This is a genomic window from Candidimonas sp. SYP-B2681 (assembly GCF_003971065.1).
Taxonomy (GTDB): Bacteria; Pseudomonadota; Gammaproteobacteria; order Burkholderiales; family Burkholderiaceae_B; genus Pollutimonas.
This window is the reverse complement of the sequence record NZ_RYDV01000003.1, coordinates 207,281-227,563: the sequence shown is the minus strand read 5'-3', so window position 1 is coordinate 227,563 and position 20,283 is coordinate 207,281. Positions and strand designations below refer to the sequence as shown.

At 57.5% G+C, this 20,283-nt stretch carries 18 protein-coding genes, 1 tRNA gene and 1 riboswitch; of the genes, 9 read left to right on the top strand and 10 right to left on the bottom strand.

What is annotated here, in order from left to right; genetic code table 11:
• Position 1 precedes the first annotated feature (1 nt).
• Positions 2 to 94, top strand: a tRNA-Ser gene (locus EKL30_RS08335).
• 233 nt (positions 95 to 327) lie between these two features.
• Here EKL30_RS08335 and fabI read toward each other — a convergent pair.
• The 5 genes from fabI to EKL30_RS08310 all read right to left on the bottom strand — a co-directional run bounded on the left by fabI (position 328) and on the right by EKL30_RS08310 (position 6,421).
• Complete coding sequence (fabI, locus tag EKL30_RS08330) at positions 328 to 1,110, bottom strand: enoyl-ACP reductase FabI (protein WP_126706758.1); 783 nt, start codon at positions 1,108 to 1,110, stop codon at positions 328 to 330.
• Complete coding sequence (locus EKL30_RS08325) at positions 1,107 to 2,336, bottom strand: acetate/propionate family kinase (protein ID WP_126706757.1); 1,230 nt, start codon at positions 2,334 to 2,336, stop codon at positions 1,107 to 1,109. The genes fabI and EKL30_RS08325 overlap by 4 nt, the downstream gene beginning before the upstream one ends.
• A 4-nt stretch (positions 2,337 to 2,340) precedes the next feature.
• Positions 2,341 to 3,279, bottom strand: a complete 939-nt coding sequence (locus tag EKL30_RS08320; RefSeq protein ID WP_126706756.1) for a phosphate acetyltransferase — start codon at positions 3,277 to 3,279, stop codon at positions 2,341 to 2,343.
• A gap of 24 nt (positions 3,280 to 3,303) precedes the next feature.
• Entirely contained in the window at positions 3,304 to 5,637 is a 2,334-nt protein-coding gene (locus tag EKL30_RS08315) for a DUF3141 domain-containing protein (RefSeq protein WP_126706755.1), read from the bottom strand.
• A 247-nt stretch (positions 5,638 to 5,884) separates the two neighbouring features.
• Positions 5,885 to 6,421, bottom strand: coding sequence for a GNAT family N-acetyltransferase (locus EKL30_RS08310; protein ID WP_126706754.1), 537 nt, complete (start codon positions 6,419 to 6,421; stop codon positions 5,885 to 5,887).
• Between the two features lie 268 nt (positions 6,422 to 6,689).
• Here EKL30_RS08310 and EKL30_RS08305 point away from each other — a divergent pair, with 268 nt between their 5' ends.
• The 5 genes from EKL30_RS08305 to nhaA all read left to right on the top strand — a co-directional run bounded on the left by EKL30_RS08305 (position 6,690) and on the right by nhaA (position 11,244).
• Positions 6,690 to 7,394: a GntR family transcriptional regulator gene (locus tag EKL30_RS08305; RefSeq protein WP_233582926.1), complete on the top strand. Its 705-nt coding sequence runs from the start codon at positions 6,690 to 6,692 to the stop codon at positions 7,392 to 7,394.
• A complete protein-coding gene (locus EKL30_RS08300; RefSeq protein WP_126706753.1) occupies positions 7,394 to 8,314 on the top strand; it encodes a fumarylacetoacetate hydrolase family protein in 921 nt (306 codons plus the stop codon). The genes EKL30_RS08305 and EKL30_RS08300 overlap by 1 nt, the downstream gene beginning before the upstream one ends.
• A 6-nt stretch (positions 8,315 to 8,320) precedes the next feature.
• A complete protein-coding gene (locus EKL30_RS08295) occupies positions 8,321 to 9,295 on the top strand; it encodes a tripartite tricarboxylate transporter substrate binding protein (protein WP_126706752.1) in 975 nt (324 codons plus the stop codon).
• Between the two features lie 54 nt (positions 9,296 to 9,349).
• Complete coding sequence (locus tag EKL30_RS08290; protein ID WP_126706751.1) at positions 9,350 to 9,730, top strand: RidA family protein; 381 nt, start codon at positions 9,350 to 9,352, stop codon at positions 9,728 to 9,730.
• Between the two features lie 155 nt (positions 9,731 to 9,885).
• Positions 9,886 to 11,244 (top strand): Na+/H+ antiporter NhaA, encoded by a 1,359-nt coding sequence (gene nhaA, locus EKL30_RS08285; RefSeq protein ID WP_126706750.1) that lies wholly within the window; start codon positions 9,886 to 9,888, stop codon positions 11,242 to 11,244.
• Between the two features lie 6 nt (positions 11,245 to 11,250).
• Here the strand turns inward: nhaA and EKL30_RS08280 are convergent, their stop codons facing one another.
• Positions 11,251 to 12,213, bottom strand: a complete 963-nt coding sequence (locus EKL30_RS08280; protein ID WP_233582924.1) for a DMT family transporter — start codon at positions 12,211 to 12,213, stop codon at positions 11,251 to 11,253.
• A 241-nt stretch (positions 12,214 to 12,454) separates the two neighbouring features.
• Positions 12,455 to 12,640 (bottom strand): hypothetical protein, encoded by a 186-nt coding sequence (locus EKL30_RS08275; protein ID WP_126706749.1) that lies wholly within the window; start codon positions 12,638 to 12,640, stop codon positions 12,455 to 12,457.
• Between the two features lie 120 nt (positions 12,641 to 12,760).
• A riboswitch (SAM-I-IV-variant riboswitch) is annotated at positions 12,761 to 12,867 on the bottom strand.
• Between the two features lie 161 nt (positions 12,868 to 13,028).
• On the opposite strand from EKL30_RS08275, the gene EKL30_RS08270 reads away from it, so the two are divergent.
• Positions 13,029 to 13,619, top strand: a complete 591-nt coding sequence (locus EKL30_RS08270) for a transferase hexapeptide repeat family protein (RefSeq protein WP_126706748.1) — start codon at positions 13,029 to 13,031, stop codon at positions 13,617 to 13,619.
• A 70-nt stretch (positions 13,620 to 13,689) separates the two neighbouring features.
• Here EKL30_RS08270 and EKL30_RS08265 read toward each other — a convergent pair whose 3' ends face one another.
• Positions 13,690 to 16,041: a cytochrome P450/oxidoreductase gene (locus EKL30_RS08265; RefSeq protein WP_126706747.1), complete on the bottom strand. Its 2,352-nt coding sequence runs from the start codon at positions 16,039 to 16,041 to the stop codon at positions 13,690 to 13,692.
• A gap of 196 nt (positions 16,042 to 16,237) precedes the next feature.
• On the opposite strand from EKL30_RS08265, the gene EKL30_RS08260 reads away from it, so the two are divergent.
• Together EKL30_RS08260 and EKL30_RS08255 are read left to right on the top strand one after the other, a co-directional pair.
• On the top strand, positions 16,238 to 17,053 hold the full coding sequence (locus EKL30_RS08260; protein ID WP_126706746.1) for an IclR family transcriptional regulator: 816 nt from the start codon (positions 16,238 to 16,240) through the stop codon (positions 17,051 to 17,053).
• A gap of 110 nt (positions 17,054 to 17,163) precedes the next feature.
• Positions 17,164 to 18,141 carry a tripartite tricarboxylate transporter substrate binding protein gene (locus EKL30_RS08255; RefSeq protein WP_126706745.1) on the top strand — a complete coding sequence of 326 codons (978 nt, stop codon included), beginning with the start codon at positions 17,164 to 17,166 and terminating at the stop codon, positions 18,139 to 18,141.
• A 70-nt stretch (positions 18,142 to 18,211) separates the two neighbouring features.
• Here EKL30_RS08255 and EKL30_RS08250 read toward each other — a convergent pair whose 3' ends face one another.
• Positions 18,212 to 18,874: a transglycosylase SLT domain-containing protein gene (locus EKL30_RS08250; protein WP_233582922.1), complete on the bottom strand. Its 663-nt coding sequence runs from the start codon at positions 18,872 to 18,874 to the stop codon at positions 18,212 to 18,214.
• Positions 18,875 to 19,081: 207 nt separating this feature from the next.
• A complete protein-coding gene (locus EKL30_RS08245) occupies positions 19,082 to 20,230 on the bottom strand; it encodes an alpha-hydroxy acid oxidase (protein WP_126706974.1) in 1,149 nt (382 codons plus the stop codon).
• Positions 20,231 to 20,283: the final 53 nt, after the last annotated feature.

Sequence of the window (20,283 nt, the reverse complement as noted above, 5' to 3'; positions counted from 1 at the left end):
CGGAGACGTGGCCGAGTGGTTGAAGGTACTCCCCTGCTAAGGGAGCATGCGGCTTATACCCGCATCGAGGGTTCGAATCCCTCCGTCTCCGCCAGTAATTGGTAAGTTAAAGCCCTGTTAATCAGGGCTTTTTCTTTTTCGCTGATTTTGCGCTACGGCTATACCGCGGAATGGGGCTTACCGCAATGGTTAGGCCCGCGAGATGCGAATGTCAGTAGCGCATGCATTACCGCCACAAGAACGTAAAATTCTGTGGGGAAATTGGGGCCAAAGTCGACTTTGGTTTCAATAAACGAGTCAGATCGTACCTTTTGCTAGTCGCAAGCACTATGCCATGATGTGCACGCCGCCGTCGACGTAGATGGTCTCGCCCGAAAGCCGCCTCGCGTAGGGTGTCGCCAAGAAGGCGCAGGTGAATCCGACATCCATGATGTCGACCAGCTCGCCCAGCGGTGCGCGCTGCGCCGCTTCGGTGAGCAGGAGATCAAAATCCTTGAGACCGGAAGCCGCGCGGGTTTTGAGCGGCCCGGGCGAGATGGGATGCACCCGAATACCTTTCGGGCCGAGCTCAAACGCGAGATACCGCGCCGATGCTTCGAGGGCAGCCTTAATCGGCCCCATCACGTTGTAGTTCGAAACGACCTTATTGGCCCCGTAGTAGCTCATTGTGAACATGGTTCCCCCGTCTTTCATGAGCGGCGCCGCCATGCGGGCCATGCGTATGAACGAATGGCAGGAAATGTCCATCGCCTTTGCAAACCCCTCTGCCGAGCAATTCAGCAAGCCTCCTTGCAGATCGTTTTTAGCTGCCCACGCTACGGAATGCACGAGCACGTCCAACCGGCCCCATTCTTTTTCGATCCGTGCGAAGACTGCCTCGAGGTCGCCCGGCTTCGAGACGTCGAGCGGCATAAAGATGGGTGCCTCCAACTCGCGCGCGAGCGGTTCCACGTAGCCTTTGGCGGTTTCGCTGGCATAGGTGATGGCCAAGTCCGCACCGAGCTCGTGGAATGCCTTCGCGCACCCATAAGCGATGGAATGCTCGTTGGCGATGCCGCAAATCAGCGCTTTGGCGTTCTTCAGTATCGGACTAGGGACTTTGTCGGTCATGTTGACGCTCCTGGAATATCCGGTGCAATGGTTTTCATCGTCGCCCGCCCGCAGCACACCTCCCACGTATGGCGCGCCACCATCAGTTCTTCATTGGTGGGGATCACCCATGCCGCTACCTTACTGGCTGGAACACTAATGCGCAGCTCGTTCGCCTGGTTCGCTACCGGATCGAGCACCACGCCCAGCCATGCCGCGTCGCGGCACACTCGCTCCCGTATCGCCGGCGCGTTTTCGCCTATTCCTGCGGTGAAGACAAGCGCGTCAATGCCCTTGGCCGCGGCGACAAGTGACCCCAACTCGCGACCGATGCGGTACGTGTATAGATCGACCGCGAAGCGTGCGCTTACCTCTTCACTGGCAAGCAGCGTGCGCATGTCGCTCGATATGCCGGAAACGCCAAGCAGTCCTGACTGCTTGTAGATCAGGGTCTCGATGGCACGCGCATCCATTCTCAGTTCGTCCATCAGATAGAGGATGACCCCAGGGTCCAGATTGCCGCTACGCGTGCCCATCGGCAAGCCGTCAACGGCGGTGAAACCCATTGTGCTGGCCACGCTGCATCCGTTCACCAGCGCGCACATGCTGCTGCCATTACCGAGGTGTGCGACGATGGTGCGACCCGAGGCAGCCATCGAATCGAATTGCGGCAGCATGCTGGCGATGTACTCATAGGACAGCCCATGAAATCCATAGCGTCGCACTCCGAGTTCGGTAATGGAGCGGGGCAGTGCGAAAGCCTGCGCCACCTCTGGCTGACCGCGATGAAATGCGGTGTCGAAACAGGCCACCTGGGGAAGATTAGGCCGCAGCTTGGCCACGACGTCGATGGGCTTCAGGTTGTGCGGCTGATGCAGCGGAGCAAGCGAAGTCAGCTTCTCGAGCGCGGAGGTCACGTCAGCGTTGACCAAAACGGGACGCGTAAACGCGACACCGCCATGCACAACTCGGTGGCCGACCGCTACCAGGCTGTGGTCCTCCTGGTGGCTTTGCAGGAAATCGACCAGATAGGTGACCGCGCCGGTGTGCCCCAGCTCGACAGCCTCTCCCCAATCCTTCTCCTCGATTTTTGTACCGGATGCGTCCTTGACCGCAAATCGGGGAGTGGTATACAGGCCTTCGATCTGGCCGCGCAGCAGCAGCGGGAGTGCCTCGCTACCCGCGTCGAACAGGCTGAACTTGATGCTCGAAGAGCCTGCATTGAGCACGAGAATCACGTCAGCCATAATGTCATCCCAGTATCCTTTCGCCTTCACGCCGGGCTTGGGCGACCAGCGCCGCGACGGCACAGGAGGCAAGCCGGGTCAACAGTGAATCGGCTCGGCTGGTGAGGATGATGGGCACCCTTGCGCCAAGTACGATGCCGGCGGCATCCGCCCCAGCGAGAAACGACAGACTCTTGGCGAGCATGTTGCCAGCCTCGAGGTCTGGCACCAGGAGCACATTCGCGCGTCCCGCCACCGGTGAATCGATTTTCTTGGTTTTCGCGGCCTCGATGTTGATGGCATTGTCCAGTGCCAGCGGCCCGTCGACAATCGCGCCTGTGATCTGGCGGCGGTCCACCATTTTGCACAGCGCGGCAGCCTCGACCGTGGAGGGGACTTTCGGGTTGACGATTTCCATCGCCGAGAGAATGGCTACTCTCACTTCGGGGATTCGCAACGCGTGCGCCAAATTGATGGCGTTTTGGAGGATATCGGCCTTTTCTTCCAGCGTAGGAGCAATGTTCACGGCAGCATCGGTGATGATCAGCGTTTCATCGTGACCCGGTACATCCATCACGAAACAGTGGCTGATGCGTCGTGCGGTACGCAGTCCGGTGTCGCGCTTAACCACCGCGGCCAGCAGCTCGTCCGTGTGCAGACTACCTTTCATCAGCGCTTCGGCCTTGCCTTCGCGCACCAGTGCGACGGCGGCGGCCGCGGCCGCGTTGGAGTCGGGCGCATCCATAATCTCCACTTTTGACACGTCGATCCCGCACTGCTTGGCGGCCGTCAGAATCTGCTCACGCGGCCCGACAAGAATCGGCGCGATCAAGCCGAGTCGAGCAGCCTCCATCGCGCCCTCCAGCGAGGACTGATCGCAAGGGTGCACGACTGCCGTGGGCGTGGGCGGAAGGGTCGCGCAGTAGTCAATCAGGCGCTGATACTTTGCGTGGTCCGAGCTCATCTCGCCCCCCTCGTTGTTTGGTGTCTAGTGTGTAGCGTGTTTGCTCGCAGCGGGGCGCCGCATCCTCTCGACCTTGTTCTTTGCCAGTACATGGCGTATGCGATCCAGCATTGCGACCTGCTCATCGTCCGGAGAGGTGTCTTGCACCCGCTCGTCGGCCGTTATTTTGGCGAGCAGCCCGACGAATCGTTCCCGTTCTGAATCGTCATGGAGCAATTGGGGTAGGGTGGCAACGGCCCGTTCCGGTTCGTATTGCGCGATGATCTCTTGCTTGCCACGAACGCGGCGCCAATCATGAGGCGCAATGTCCGGCAGATAGTCCGCATACTCCGAGTGAAGCTCTTGCCGCAATTCCAGACGCGACAGCGGCAATCGCACGCCTTTCCGCTTAAGCAGGAATCCCACGCGTGCGAGCGCCTCGACGTAGCCCCCTTCGTCGGTCAAGGCCAGGGTGTCGCGGACAATCGACGACTCGCGCGCATCGACCTTGCCTTCACTAGCGCCAGCCTGAACTTCCTTCTGAGCGACGAGGTAGCGCGAGAAGGGATTGGCATACATCGAGAAAAAGCTCGCCTCGGTTAGCGCATCGCGCATGGCGCGGTAGTAGTCAAGCGATGTGCTCACCATTTCGGCGTTCGCTTTTTCGGCCTGCCGCAAGGGATTGCTCTCTGCGATCGCCCGCCGATCCTCCTTGACGGTTTGAGCGGCGGGTGCGAGCCACCATAGCCACGGATTCAAGTCCGAGATCGCCCAGTTTTGAACCCTCAGGGGATGCCATGCCCGCATCTGCTTTGCGGTACGGTCATTCGATACGGCCTGCACGAACGGCTGTGCGAAATGCTCATAGCTCTTTTGAATAACATCCGACACTGCTGCCACCGCTTCGAAGGCTTTTTCGTCGCTACGTTCGAAGCGGTTAAGCCGCGCAGCAATGTCCTCAAGGCGACGCTCATCAAAATCAACCTCGTACTGGGTTTCGCCTTCCTCATCCCCGATTTCAGTGATGTTCATGGCGTACACGCCTGGGGCGAGCCCCTCGATGGTTTTGAGCACCGATACGATCTGCGCATGCTCCTTCTTCGCCACCTTGCCGGAGACGAAGATTCCGAGGTGTCCAACGCTTTCATGAAGCAGGCCGACGATGACCTGGCCGCGCGCCTTGATTTCCTCGGTGCTGCCATATACATCCACGACCCAGTTGAAGGCCTGTTGCGGTGGCGTAATGTTGTCGCCCATGGAAGCTAACAAGACGATCGGTGCCTTGATCTCGCGCAGGTCGAAGCTCTTGCCGCTCGCGGCCTCGACGTCACCTCCCCAAAGCTTGTTGCCAACGAATAGATTGCGAGTGATCCATTCGATCTCTTCACGGTTCATCAGGTAGTACCCGCCCCACCAGCGCTCGAACTCGAGGAATCGCGGGGGCTCCGTATCAGCGTTGTCGAACACATGGTAGTACTTGTCCCACAAGCTATTGGCCGGATTCAGGTTTTCGAAGTTCTGCACCAAGTGGGCGCCATCGAACTTGCCATTGCCGAGGTCGGCCATTAGCGTGGCAAGCCAGGTACCGCCGAGCATTCCCCCAGCGTAGCGCATCGGGTTGTCGCCTTCCCCTTCGCTAAACGCGCCTCCCCAATAGGACATCGGCGCGCCGTTGATGACGATGGGTCCCGTTTCATCGGGGTCGGAGGCTGCCAGCATCATCGCTGCCCATCCGCCTTGGCAATTGCCGACAATGGCGGGCTTAGCGGCGTCAGGGTGCAGTGAGCGCACCTTCTTGACGAAAAGCTGTTCAGCCTGGCAGACGTCCAACAAGGTCTGGTCAGGCTCGGGATCGCGGAAGAAAATGACAAAGTAGACGGGATGTCCCGCCCGCAGCGCCACCCCCACTTGCGAATCGTCCTTGAAGCCACCGATGCCCGGGCCGTGCCCAGCGCGCGGGTCGATGATGATATAGGGTCGTTGGGCCGGATTAACGGTAACGCCCTCAGGAGGCTTGATGCGCAGCAGGGCGTAATTGACGGGGCGCTCAAAAGTGCGTCCGTCGGCCACCATTTCGGAGTCGAAGTGCAGGACGGGCTTGAGACCTTGCGCGGCGTTTTCAAGAAAGCTGTTGCCCCGCTGCCGCAGCGTATCCCAAAAGAGAATCGAACGTTGCGTGGCATCGAGGGTATAGCTGTACCAAGCCCGTGGATCCAGCGAGAAAGGCATGCTGGACGGGGAGGGTTCGGCGTTGCCAGCGCTTGCGGGGCCTAGCCGTTTGGCCAATTCTTCATTCGCCACCTCCATACGCTTTCGAAAAAGCAATGCAACCTTTTCGCTGGTATTGGAGATTTGATTCGGTTTGCTTGCTTCGTCCATGATCGGAACCTCCGGGATCTGCCGACAGCGGTGCGCCTTTCGGGTAGCCGAAGGCTCGGCCTGCACGACGTCTATAAGAGTCGGAGGCGCGATTTACGATAGGTGAGCGGTTCCGCAGACGCAAGTTTTATTTCAAGTCGAAACATATCAACTAAGACGAGTTCTGGATACCCCGCAGCGATTCAATATCCCCGCACGACGTGGGCGCTCGGACGCCACAAGCACTGGACGTATTTCAGTTCCCGTCTCACAGTTCAAGCGTCACCAATCGCAGTGTGGGATCTTCAGGGTATTGAGCGTCCGTGAACCCGAGCCGCGCGGCAAGTCCGCGCATATTGGCGTTGGTGGGCAAGACAAAGCCCTCCATGTGTCGGACACCCCGCGCACGGGCTATCTTGATAAGCATTTCCATCATGCTTCGGGCAAGCCCGAGAGCGTGCCAGTTATCGGCGACCGTTACGGCAAACTCGCAGGTATCACTTCCGGGGGCAGCGACATAACGCGCGCCTCCGATGATGATCTTCCGGCTCCCCTCGTTGCTCAAGGCGACCAGGGCAACCTCCCGCTCAGGAGCCGGATGCGTTGCCGAATCGAGCGCTTTTTCGGGCAGGGCGCGCATTGCAGAAAAAAAACGCGAGTAACGCGACTCGGCGCAGAGGCGTTCGAAGGCGGCCGCAAGCTCGTCTTTGTCCTCGGGGCAGATTGGCCGTATGGTGACGCTGCGCCCGTCGCGCAAGGTTATGGCGAGCGGGCGAAGCTCATCTTTGTCTTGGGATTCTGGCATGTTCGCTCCTTCGGCCGAAACGGTCGTTCCCACGGAAGCTCCGCGTCGGCCTGCACAGTTTTACAACGCTTCGCGAGGGTGCGCTGTCTAGCTCGCAGCACCTTTAGCGGCACAGAGAGGCGTTGCTGCGTCCTGAACATAGTGTAAATGCCCGGTCGGCCAAGTCCGGTTTTTTTTTGGCCGCTGACGGAACGAGCAAAGCCGCGATAGGAGCTTTCTAGGTTCCGTTTAAGCAATTATGCGCACGAAAATGTAATATCGTATACAATTGTCTAAACGTGAATGCAGGATGGACCCGAAGCCAATGACGAAAATCTCTCGGCCCGACGATTCGATCTACGACTCGGTGCGTGCTCATGTGCTGGGTTTAGTCAAAAACATTGACCACCCAGTGCGAGTGCGTGAGGAAGAGTTGGCAAAAAAACTCAGCGTGAGCCGCACGCCGGTGCGCGAGGCGTTGCTGCGGCTGGGCCAGGAAGGTATTTTGACGATGGAGCCACGGCGTGGCGCCTTGCTTTCGCCAGTCACCCTTGAAGACTACATAGAGTGGCTGAAACTTCGTATTGAGCTTGAAGCCTTTGCGGCGCGCGAGGCGGCGTTGAACGCGTCCCAACGTGATGTCGATGCGCTACGCGCCATCTTCGCTCCCTTTAATGATGACAATATCGACGCGCGCATTGATGAATACGCCGCAGCAAACGTGGAGTTTCATGCCGCTGTCATCCGGCTGGCCGAGAATAGCCTGCTGGGGAAGGTCTGGAAGTCATTTGGCCATCGCGCCATGCTCAAGACCAGAACAATTGAGCGCCTGAAGCGTGCACGGCATTCTTTGGCTGAGCACCGGGCGCTTATCGATGCAATTGAAAAGCGCGATGGGGCGCTTGCCGATCGTTTGGCGCGCGAGCATGTTCAAGGACTTCTCGCGCAGACCTTGAATGACATTAACAACACCAGTACGGGAGATTCGATTTAATGAAATTACTTACCTTTGCACAGGGCGACGAGACCCGTTTGGGCGGAATGCTTGACGATGGTCGCGTCGTCGACTTCACTCAGGCGTGGTCAAGCTCCGACCACTCGTTAAAAGCCACTCCGGCCCCCACTGAAGTCTTTGATGTTATTTGCCTTGGTGAGCCGGCTCTCGAAGCTTTGCGCACCCTGATGAAGCTGGCCGAAAAAGGCGGTGCGCCAATTCTGGAAGCCGCAGGTCTCTCCATTCTGGCGCCTATTCCCAACCCGTCAAAGAACATTTTCTGCGTAGGACGAAATTACCGCGCCCACATCGTCGAGGGCAATCTGGCCCGCGGCCGTCCGGCCGACGATTTTCCTAAAGCGCTGGAGTTCTTTACCAAGGCGCCCACGACCGTAGTCGGGCATCAGGCGGCGGTGAGTCGGCACGCCGCGCATACGCGCATGCTGGATTATGAAGTGGAACTTGGCATCGTCATCGGGAAGGCAGGGCGCGATATCCCCCCCGAGGCGGCGCTGGATTACGTGTTCGGCTACACCGTTGTGAACGACATCACGGCGCGTGACCTTCAAGCCCTGCATGGTCAGTGGTTCAAAGGAAAGTCCCTGGATGGCACCTGCCCAATCGGGCCCGTCGTAACACTGAAATCGGCGATCGAAAATCCCAATGCGCTTGACCTGGAACTGGATGTCAACGGCGAATTGCGTCAGTCGGCCAACACGTCGGATATGTTGTTTGATGTGGCCAACATTATTTCTCAATTGTCTGCGGGCATGACCCTGGAGCCCGGAGACATCATCGCCACCGGCACGCCTTCTGGCGTCGGGTTCGCGATGGAACCACCACGCTCGCTCGAACCGGGCGACGTCATCAAGGCTCGCATTAAATTCATCGGCGAGCTCGAAACCACCATTTTTAAGTAGACTATTATGCGTTTAAATATGATCCGTTTGGGCCTCGTTGCCTTAAGCGCTTTGGCGGTAGCACCGTCAGTAGCGCTTGCACAGGCTTATCCTAGCAAGCCGATAACCATCGTCGTACCTTTCCCGGCCGGTGGCACGCTCGATAACTTGACGCGGAGCCTGGGGCAGAAGATGTCGGAAAGCTTCAAGCAGCCAGTCATCATCGACAATAGGCCCGGAGCAGGGACCATCATCGGCACTGAAATGGTCGCCAGGGCCGCGCCCGACGGCTACACCCTTGGCATGGTCGCCAACAGCTTTGCTATCAACCCCAGCCTGCACGCGAAACTACGCTATGACACAGAGAAAGATTTTGCGCCGGTGAGCTGGGTAGCCTACACCCCGCACATGCTTGTTGCTCACCCTGATGTGCCGGTCAAGAACCTTAAAGATGTGATCGCGACCGCGAAAGCCAAACCAGGCGAACTGACCTTCGCTTCCTTCGGTGCAGGTACTTCGCCCCATATCGCCATCGAGATGCTTAAGGCCGAGACAAAAGTCGATGTCCTGCACATCCCTTATAAGGGTCAAGCCCCAGCACTGAATGACTTGCTCGGCGGCCACGTCAACATGATGTTTGCCAACACACCTGATGTGCTCCCGCACGTGAAGTCGGGCAAGTTGCGCGCTATCGGGCTGGCTCATGATAAGCGTATCGATTCGGCCGCCGAGGTAGAAACGTTCAAGGAAGCCGGCGTCGATAACTTCAATTCAAACTCCTGGTTCGGCGTCGTTGCACCTGCCGGCACGCCTCCAGCAATTGTCGACCAGCTGAGCGCTGAATTTGTGCGCATTCTTAATCTTGCGGATGTTCGCGAGCGCTTGGCAGCACAAGGTCTGGAGCCAGCGGGTACAACACCCGCCGAGTTCGCTGAATACCTGAAGTCCGAAATGGACAAAGCCGCAACGATGGTGAAGGCATCTGGCGCAAACGCGTTGTAATCAAGCCCAAGGGCTAAGCCAATTTAAGTTCGATTTGTTATCAAGGAGATACGTATGAGTAAAGAAATTATCACATCCGATAAGGTTACGCCCCCCCGCGCTCCGCTGTCACCCGCAGTGCGCTCCGGTGGTTTTGTTTTTGTCTCTGGTCAGCCTGCTTTTTTTGGCGATCGCCAAATCGTCGAGGGTGATTTCGATGCGCAAATGCACCAGGTAATGGCTAACGTCAAAGCCTTGCTCGAAGAGGCCGGCTCGAGCTTAGACAAGATTGTCAAAGCCAACGTGATCCTCAAGAACGCCACAGATTTCGCTCGCATGAACGAAATCTATCGCACCTACTTCAAGGAAGGCGAGTTTCCAGCGCGCACGACGATTGCCGCCGACATGGGCAATCCTTCGTTCCTGCTCGAGATCGAGTGCATTGCCGCAGCGTAATAGCTTGCAGTGATGGGAATAGCCGGCGAATGCCGGCTATTTTTTTGGAGCGTAGAAATCATTTCTATGTATACTGGCTTTGGGTGTCAGCATCGCACGTTGCGGTGTGGCAGGTTAATGCGTTAGTCGGGCCGCTGCGCGGAGACTTCACGACCATGTACCGAAAGCCCTCGCGGACATCCATGCCGCGCGCCCAACTTTTTACCGAACGCGCTTCGTCAGCGATTGATCGCTTCCTCCACATCGAGGCCGTCAGCGGCATTACGCTGCTCTTAGCGGCAGCCGTCGCACTTATCTGGGCCAACTCGCCTGCAGCTGATAGCTATCATGCGCTGTGGCATACCAACTTGTCGTTCAGTTTAGGCAGCTTGGTTTTCTCGCAGTCTCTTCACTTTCTGGTTAACGACGCCTTGATGACGGTGTTCTTTCTGGTTGTCGGAATGGAGATTCGTCGCGAGATCCACGATGGTGCTTTGGCTAATCTGAAGCTGGCGTCGCTTCCGCTGGCTGCAGCACTGGGTGGTATCGCCTTTCCGGCGGTACTTTACGCAGCGTTCAACCTTGAGCCGGTCCGTCTTCAAGGTTGGGCAGTCCCGACGGCAACCGATATTGCGTTCGCCGTTGGTGTGCTGGCTTTGTTGGGAAAATCTATACCAGGGAACCTGAGAATCTTTTTGCTGGCCGTGGCAATTATTGACGATATCGCGGCAGTCATTATTATTGCTGTTTTCTATTCTGGTGGCCTGGACCATACCGGATTGATAGTCGCCGGATTCGGAATTCTTATGGTTCTTATGTGGCAGCGTATGGGCGTGGCAGCAGCGTGGGCATATATTCTTCCTGGTGCCATCCTATGGTTCGGGCTGCTGCAAACCGGCGCACATCCTACTCTTGCTGGCGTTGTCCTGGGCCTCATGACGCCGGTGTTTTCTCGTTTTGCAGTGGAGCGTCCGCTTGATGTTGTGAAGCGCACAGCCGTTGAGCTAGAGGCTTTTGCGAAAGACGACGGCACGCAAGCTCGTGTACTCGCCGCATCGCTGTCCGAATTGCGCAAGGCGCAACGCGAAGTTCTGCCACCTGTTTCACGCGTACAAATGGCACTCCATCCGTGGGTTGCCTATGGGATCATGCCCTTGTTTGCGCTCGCCAATGCAGGGGTAAGCCTGGAAGGCGTGGATTTGAATAGTAGTGGGGCGCAGAGTGTGGTGTGGGGAATTGTCCTGGCACTGGTGGTGGGCAAACCGGCCGGCTTATTAAGCGCCAGCTGGATCGCCGTTCGCATGGGCTGGTGCCGACTGCCGCCCGGGGTCACTTGGTCTGGATTGATCCTCGTTGGTTTACTCGCTGGCATAGGCTTTACGATGTCCATCTTTATCGCGACCCTGGCATTCGAAGATGCGAATCTGCTGAATGCCAGTAAATTGGCGGTTTTGGTTGCATCCTCATCTGCAGCAGTTCTGGGGCTGGTCTGGGGATTTGTCTATAAACGGCGGGCCCGGTCTGTGCCAAGCTAAGGGCGGTCAGCCCCGCATCCGTTGCTTGCTCGCCAGCACCAGCGCGATACCGCCGAGCACCGCTATGCATGCGATGACAACCCGTAGCGTCAACGCTTCGCCAAGAAACGCTGCTCCGATCAGAGCAGTAAGAATGGGCACGCACAATTGCACTGAACTGGCTTTGAGCACCGAAAGTTGCTTGATGACGCCGTACCAGACCGCGTATCCGAGTCCTGAGGCAAATGCGCCCGAAAGTACCGCACAAAGCACACCAAACGCGTCCCATTTCAACGAGGCCAAGAACGGCACAGCCGCAAGCAAACCGAAGGGAATGGCGCGGGCAAAATTTGCCGCGGTCGTGACGAGTGGACTGGACGAACCCTTACCCAGCAAGGAATACCATCCCCAGGAAGCGCCAGCAATGATCATGAGCAGTGCACTGCCTAATGGCGGGGCGCTACTGCCTGGTAGTAGCAAGTACACCAGACCGCCGATGCTGATAAGTAGACCCAGCATCGACAGCGGCGTCATCCGCTCGCCTTTAAAGACGCCGTACAGCAACATGGTGAGTTGCACAGCGCCAAAAAGAATCAGCGCTCCTACGCCGGACTCCATGTTGACGTAAGCAAGAGAAAAGGCCATGGCATACAGGAACAGTGCGACAGCGCCGGCCCAATTACCCGACTGAAGAACCCGAGACGATTGTCGTGAAAGCGCTGATTCTTGAATGGGCTGTGACCGGAACCGTACCAACACATAAAGTACCAGCGCACCGCTCACGAGCCGTAGCACGGTGAAACTAAAAGGATCGATGCGATCCGCCATAAGAGCGAGCCGGCACAGTATCGAATTGCTGGCGAAGGCCACCATCGCCAGACAGGTTAGCAGGGCGACTTGCACCATTGAATTTGCCGAGTGTACTTTTAGTGTGCCGAGACCGCTGTCGTGAACGTCGTCGACAGAAGCTTTGTGCTGCCCAAACTGCATCTTGCGGTTCCTGTTTTTTTGCGACACCAAAAGTGTGGAGATTCCCACAGAATCGGCAAGCGTAGCATGCAATGGCCATCGCTCGAGGGCGTGTTTTCACCTACGCAAGAGTTCAGCAAAAGGGCAGGCAGCCATTATTTATTGCGACGCGCCGTGCGGTACGAACCAGAAGACCGGTTCACCGATGTGGAGCTTTGGCTGCGGCAATGTATGCCCGTATTCCCGCAGCATGTAGTACCGATCACGTAGTGTAGGGGCTAAAGCGCAGTGCCACCGGATCACGCCACTCACTACGGAATAGTTCGTCGTCCAGTGGCCGGGTGTCGCGGTTCGTCGCGGCAAATGCCGGTACACCTTCGCGGCGCGAATTAACCGGTGCGTATTGTTGGTTGGCCAGGCTTGGCTGAAGGCGGTTGTACTGATTCATGTTGATCTCCTGTTTAGCTGCTTTGACATTGGTCGGGTGCAGCAAGCTGGACAAATCCACCCGGCCGATTGGGTCGGCCAGACCTTAAAAGCAAAAAACCCTCACTAGGAGGGTTGACGCTGTTGCCGGCTTGGTTGCCCTGAACGGGCCACATTTGCTTTTTGGCAGACCACCTTGCCCCGGAAGGCAGGTTGGCGGGGCGTCGAGCCCAACTCGTAATGTAGATAAAATCATACCGTGCTCCGGCCAATTTGCAAAGCACTCTTTTACTAAAGCGGCACCTTGAGGTCATGCGCATCGTTTTTCGTTCTTGTCCGCATACCCTTCGCGCTGGTAAATTGGGCGACCGGTCCTACCAATTTCTAAAAAAGCCACGGAGACTCACCGCATGTTCAAAGTTTATGCCATCGATGGCATCGTTCCCGTTGTTGACCCCACAGCCTATGTGCATCCGACCGCAGTTCTCATCGGGGATGTGATCATTGGCCCTGGTGTGTATGTCGGGCCGCTGGCAAGCTTGCGCGGGGATTTCGGGCGCATCGTACTGAAGCAGGGCTCCAACGTGCAGGATACCTGCGTCATTCACGGGACGGGCGAGATCGACACCGTCGTCGAGGTCGACGGACACATCGGACACGGTGCAGTACTGCATGGCTGCACCATCCAACGTAATGCCATGGTGGGAATGAATGCCGTGGTCATGGATCTTGCCGTTATCGGCGAGGACAGCATGGTGGCGGCCATGGCCTTCGTCAAGAAAGGGCTGGTGGTTCCGCCACGCAGCCTTGTCGTCGGCTCGCCAGCACAAGTGATGCGTGAACTAAGCGACGCTGAAATTGCACGAAAATCTCGTGGTACCCATCAGTATCAGGCCTTGACCCTTAGGTGTTTGCGCACCATGCGAGCGGTTGATCCACTGGCAGAAGCCGAACCCGAACGTGCTCGATTGACTCCCGAGCTGGTGAATCCTCCTGCTTAATACTACGGCGCCCGACAATCATCGGGCGCTGTCTTGTTATGTGTCCATTTGGCTATGGTGATATATCCCTTCATAGATCCAGAACCAACTTCTTGTTAGCCGCGCGCGAGCAACAGGCCATCAGGCGTTTGTTCTCGCGTCGTTCCGCCGTGGTCAGTACGCTGTCACGATGATCCACCTCGCCCGCCAGGACGCCGACTTCGCAGGCGCCACAAAGCCCTTCTTCGCAGTCGCTTTGCACATCGATGTTAGAGGCGCGCAGGACGTTCAGCAGCGTACTTTCGTTCGTCACGGTTAACGTCAGGCCGGAATTCCTGAGTTCCACCTCGAAAGCATGTTCATTGGCAGGGTCCAGGACCGTGACGTTATTAACGAAGTGCTCGATATGCAATGACGTGTCCGGCAGTCCGCGGCGCGAAACCGCTTGTTCCAGTGCGTCGAGCATGCGGGAAGGGCCACAGGCGTACACCTGTGTCGTGTCATCGAAAGTCTTCAGCAATTGGTCGAAATCGCAGCGGCTTCCTTCATCGCTGATATGCACATGAAGGCGCGGACCGTGGAGCGTTTGAAGTTCGTCGAAGAACGGCAGGGCGCAGCGAGACCGGCCGCTGAAATGCAGCTCGTAATCCATATCGAGGGTTCGCGCGCGTTGCGCCATGGCCATGATCGGGGTGATGCCAATGCCGCCAGCAAGCAGCAGCATGCGGCCGCCGTGCGACTCGTCCATGTGAAAGTGATTGCGCGGCCCCCGCACTCGCAATGCGGCGCCGGTTTGGGCATATTCATGGATCCATGACGAGCCGCCGCGGCTTTCTGGGTCGCGCAGCACGGCGACTTCCCAGGCGCTGCGGTCATCGAGATCGCCGCATAGTGAATACTGCCTCGACAGGCCGGTGTGGCCGCATTCGATGTCCAGGTGGGCGCCGGGCGTCCATTTCGGCAACGGCGTCCCGGTGGGCGAGGTAAGGCGCAGCAAGAGGATGTCTTCTGTGGCCTGTCGCGCCGATTCAACTTGAAGGTCACGGACAATATGCTTGGCCAGCGGGCCGCCAAGTCGTACTTCCTGAGTCGCTTTGCGGACTGACGGATCGCTTCGTTCGGGGTTCAGCGCTGGATTCCATTCCACGAGCAGATTCTTTGGGCCCCGGAAGGCGAGGTTGTGTACATACTTGTAGGTCTGGTCAACCAGGCACATATGCGGCAGCCTGCGCGTTAGCTCGCCGATGATGATCTGCATTTCCATGCGGCCGATATTCTTGCCCAGGCATTGGTGGGCACCAAAGCCGAATGTCAGATGTTCGACGGTGTTATCGCGCCGTATGTCGAAGAAATCCGGGTCGCCGAAGTGGCGTGGATCATGGTTGCCCGATGATACGACCAGCAGCAGGCGCGCTCCTGCCGGGATGGCGACCCCTTCGATCTCGACATCGCGCGTGGCGCGGCGCCGCCAGGATCCAATTGAACCGTTATAGCGCAGGCATTCTTCGATGGCGGGCGAAATCAGGCCCGGATTCTTGCAGATATCGGCCCAGCTGTCAGGGTGTTCCAGCAGCAGCTTGATCGCATTGGCCGAGGCGAAGGATGTCGATTCGTGCGCAGCCACAATGATGGCCATCATCATCGAGTGCAGGTAGGAATCGGTGACCACGTCAGGATATTCTTTTTGTTGCCGGATTGAATACCGCATCCAGCCCGGGCCATCGGGAGTGCGCTTCATTTTTTCTAGCACTTGGCCAGAGAACTGCCAGAATTGGCCCACCGTATGGGCGACCGAAGTTCGCTCGGCAGGGGTCGGGCGGCCAAAGGCATTGATGGTATGCGCAATGGAAAACCGGTGCATTGTTTCGCGGTCCGAGTCATCGTCGATGCCCAGGAAGTGCAGCGCCACCGTAAACGGTACGTCCCACAGCAGCTTTTGCATGAGGTCGACGCGCCCGTCATCGATGAATCCGTCGATGGCTTCGGTCACGAGTCGGCGAACCATGGGTTCATGCTTGCGCAAGTGTTCGGGCGTGAAGGGTTCCATCAGCACCCGTCGGCGCGCCATGTGCATTGGTTCGTCTTCGTTAACGAGCGTGCGGTTCATGGCGTAGCCATACTGTTTCAGTATGGCAGCGGCTTCTTCCGAAGGTTCGCCAACGGGTTCGAGTACGTTGGAGGGACTGAAGGTGATGGGGTCACGGAAGATGTCCTTGATGGCTTGATAGCGCGTCACAACCCAGTAGTCGAGCTTGGGGCTGTAGAAAACCGGTGCCTGTTCGCGCGCCCAACGGACGAACTCTGACGGATTCTCCATGTAGGCGTCTTGGAATGGATCGAAGTTGGCAGCCTTGTGATCGACCGGACATTGCCCGGACGATGATAGCTGCGCCGATTCGGCGGCATAGGGGCAAGCGGCGGGCGTATTCTGGGCACTGGTCATGTCGTCATCCTTTGAAAGGGCCAAGCGATAGACCACCAGCCCCGATTCGAATTATTATTTTAGCGTAATACTTACACGCATTGCGTAATTTTTATTCGGTATGAAAAAGCGTATTGCAAAAGGCTCGTATGGACGGCGCCGATGCACGACTTCCGAAGGAATATACTTAGGTCCACTTTAACGCTGGCACCAACTTATGACCACGACACCCATCGATATCGACATAGCAGCCACGACGCGCGGGCGCCGTCAGCGTGTGCAAGCCATCACGACGGGGATCGCGGTTCTTAAAGGCCTCACACGGCTGGGGGGGCGTGCAAGCCTCACGGTTCTCGCCAAACACGTATCGGAAAACCCCGCCAAGGTGCACCGCTATCTCATCAGCATGATGGAAGAAGGACTGGTCGCGCAGGATCCCGTGTCGCTGCAGTATTACCTGGGTGCCGGCTCCATCCAGATCGGCTTGGCTGCCATGCGTTTGGCGGATCCCATACGGGTCTCCGAGCCGGCGCTCATCCGGCTGCGCGAGTCGCTTGAAATGACCTGCTTCATCGCCGTGATGGGTAACAAGGGTCCTACTATCGTCCGGTTCGAAGAGCCTGGCTTGCCGGTAACACTTAACGTGCGCGTGGGGTCGGTCTTGCCTTTGTTGACGTCGGCAACCGGCCGGGTTTTCCTTGGCTTCATGGACGACACGCGCGTAGAACGCATGGCGCGAGATGAGCTGGCTGATATCGCCGATACCAAGCGTGGGCTGGTGGACAAAGTCGATCCGATCGCTGCCATCAAGAACGAAGTGCGCGCGGCCGGCATGGCCGTCGTGCGCGATACCAATCTGCAGGGAATCAGTGCCATCGGCGTGCCGATTTTCGATTTTTCCGATCGTGTGGCGGCCGTGCTGACCGTTCTTGGTGCCACGGGCGCCTTCGATGCCTCGACCGACAGCCGGGTAGCACATGCATTGCGGGTAGAGGGCGCCGCCATCAGCGCGGCCCTAGGCCATGTAGCCTAGTCCCGGGTTGCGGAGCGTCGCTAGGGTTTCCTTGTATTCCTCATTGTTACGCAACGCGTATATTATTTACGCCTCAACAATCTGCACCTTGAAATATCCGGAGAAGAAAAATGTTCACTCTCAAGAAAATAATAACGGTTGCTCTGTTTGCGCTGCCGCTGGCCGTGGCGGCGCCCGCCAATGCGGCCGACTATCCGGATAAACAGATACGCTGGCTTGTGCCTTACCCGGCGGGCGGCGGCTCAGACTTCCTCGCGCGCACGATTGGCGACGCCTTGTCCAAACGCGTGGGCCAAGCGGTCGTGATTGAAAATAAACCTGGCGGCAATACTTCCATCGCCGCCAGCGATGTTGCTCGGTCGGCGCCTGACGGCTACACCGTACTTTCGGCGGACAACGGCACCCTGGTGTTCAACCCGGCTCTGTATCAGAAGCTTAGCTACGATCCGAAAAAGGAACTGGCCCCCGTCACGTTGCTGGGCAGCTTTCCCATGATCATGGTTGCCAGTCCGAATTCCGGCCTGGACAGCGTGAAGGACGTCATCGAGCGGGCGCGCGCCGATAAGAACGGGCTGAACTATGCGTCGGCCGGCGCGGGAAGTCCGCACCACCTCGCCATGGAGTTATTCAAGGCAGAACTAAAGCTTAATATGGTGCACATACCCTACCGCGGCGCAGCACCGTCGTTGACCGATGTGGCCGGTGGACAAGTGCCCGTCATGATGGTCGATCTTGCAGCGGGTGCCGGCTTCATTAAAGGGGGCAAAGTGAAGCCCCTGGCGGTTGCTAATCCAGAACGCCTGGCCCAGTTACCCGATGTACCGACGTTTGCCGAATTGGGGTATCCCAATGTCGTGGCAGCGGCCCAAGTGGGCATGGTGACAACAGGAGGAACGCCGAAGGACGCTGTTAACGCCTTGAACAAGCACGTGGTGGCCACACTAAACGAGCCCGCCGTGCGTCAACGCCTGGTCGATTTCGGGATTCAGCCTGTCGGCAACACACCCGACGAATATGCCGCCCTTCTCGAGAAAGAAACGGCACGTTGGCACAAGTTGATTGGCGAACTTGGTATCAAGCTGGATTAGTTCAGGTGCCGAGAACAGCAAGGCGGGAAAGTTTGCTGTTCATCATTATTCCTGAGCGCTTGTGACGAGGTCAGCCTTTCGATGCCAAGACGTCACGGGCGGCCTCGGCTGCGACACGCGCAAGCTTATACGACTCAGTCAGGACGACGGAGGCGTAATTTCTTGCGTTGCCGGAGTACTTTTTAAGGGCTTGGATAAGGCTGCCATCCGCCTTTTCCAGATATTCTTCGATCACATCCGCTCCGACGCGGATGTTGACCTCCGGGTCGAACAGCGACTCAGACGGATGTAGCTTGTCGTAATGCCACCGACGAACGACTTGCATCAAGCCCTGGGCGCCATAGTGGCTCTCCACTTTCGGACGCAGTGAGCTTTCTTGTTGCATCATGGCAATGAGAAGCTCGGCCGGAACTCCGTTGCGTTTGCCAGCCTCTTTCCACGCGAGCTCCACATAGTTGCGAATGCTCGACTCACTTTGGCGGAACTTTGCCGCCAGGTACTGTGTTTGGGCCTGGATTTTCGCTTCTTTTTCGCTCAGTAGATTCCTGCGCTTCATAAATTCAAATTGTGAAGGCTGCATGGCGTGTTCGCGTGCCTCCAGGGGCCACAGTTGCAACGTGAACAGTCCGATCGACGGCAGCGGATCGCGCTCGTAAAGCTCGCTGGCGACGAGGCCCGTCGGCACAAGCATGCCCAGAACGACCGATAGCATGGCGGCGTGTCGAAGTACCATAGTGTTGCACTCCCATGAACGTGAACAGGACGGCAATGGCGGACTATGCGTACGGTAGGATATTTTTACGTTCGAACGCTACGGGCCAGGAGCCCTAGTTTTGATGGCCCGGCCGAGGGCAGTTGCGGCGCTGTCGCAATGTGCTGGCCCTAAACGACAACGCCCGCCAAAAAGGCGGGCGTTGTGCAGATTCACGCGCGGCTATGGTTAATATCGGTCGAAGATATCGCCGTTCAACAGAATGGATCGGTCGATATTCTGTATATCGGTATGCCCGCAGAAGCCCATGGTGATGTCCAATTCATTGGCGATCATTTGCAGGCATCGCAATACGCCTGCCTCGCCCATGGCCCCCAAAGAGTACAAGAACGAGCGGCCTATCATCGTACCTTGGGCCCCTAAAGCCACGGCTTTAAGTACATCTTGCCCAGAGCGGATACCGCCGTCCATCCATACTTCGATTTCCTTGCCGACGGCATGGGCGACGGCGGGCAGGGCTGATATTGACGAGGGCGCGCCGTCGAGCTGACGTCCGCCATGGTTCGAGACGACCAGCGCGTCGGCCCCGCTTTCGACAGCAAAACGGGCATCCTGGGCATCCATGATTCCTTTCAGTATCAATTTGCCGCCCCAACGGTTCTTGATCCATTCGATATCTTTCCAGCTAAGGGCGGGATCGAACTGTTCGGCGGTCCATGAAGATAAGGAAGACAGGTCGCCGACACCTTTTGCATGGCCGACAATATTGCCGAAGGTGCGGCGATTGGTGCCCAACATATTCAAACACCAGCGCGGTTTGGTCACCAGGTTGACTAAATTTGCCAGTGTTGGTTTGGGAGGGGTCGATAAACCATTCTTGATATCTTTATGGCGTTGGCCTAGCACCTGCAAGTCCAGTGTCAGGACCAGGGCAGAGCAATTGGCCGCCTTGGCACGATCGATAAGGCGTTCGATGAAGTCACGATCGCGCATGACGTATAGCTGAAACCAGAAGGGCTTCTGTGTATTCGCGGCGACGTCTTCAATCGAGCAGATGCTCATCGTGGAAAGCGTGAACGGAATGCCGAATTTCTCGGCCGCCTTGGCGCCAAGAATCTCGCCATCGGCGTGTTGCATGCCAGTCAGGCCGGTTGGCGCTATGGCTACCGGCATGGCGACATCGATACCGATCATTGCACTGCGATGGGTACGTTTTTCAATGTCGACGGCTACGCGCTGGCGAAATTTCAGCTTATGGAAGTCGGTCTCGTTGGAGCGATACGTGCCCTCAGTCCATGAACCGGAATCGGCGTAGTCGTAAAACATCCTGGGAACCCGACGTTCGGCCAGCTTGCGAAAATCTTCAACGCAAGTCATTGAGGTTGGGGTGGTCACGAAGTTCTCCTAATTATTGGTATGGTGCCGGACAT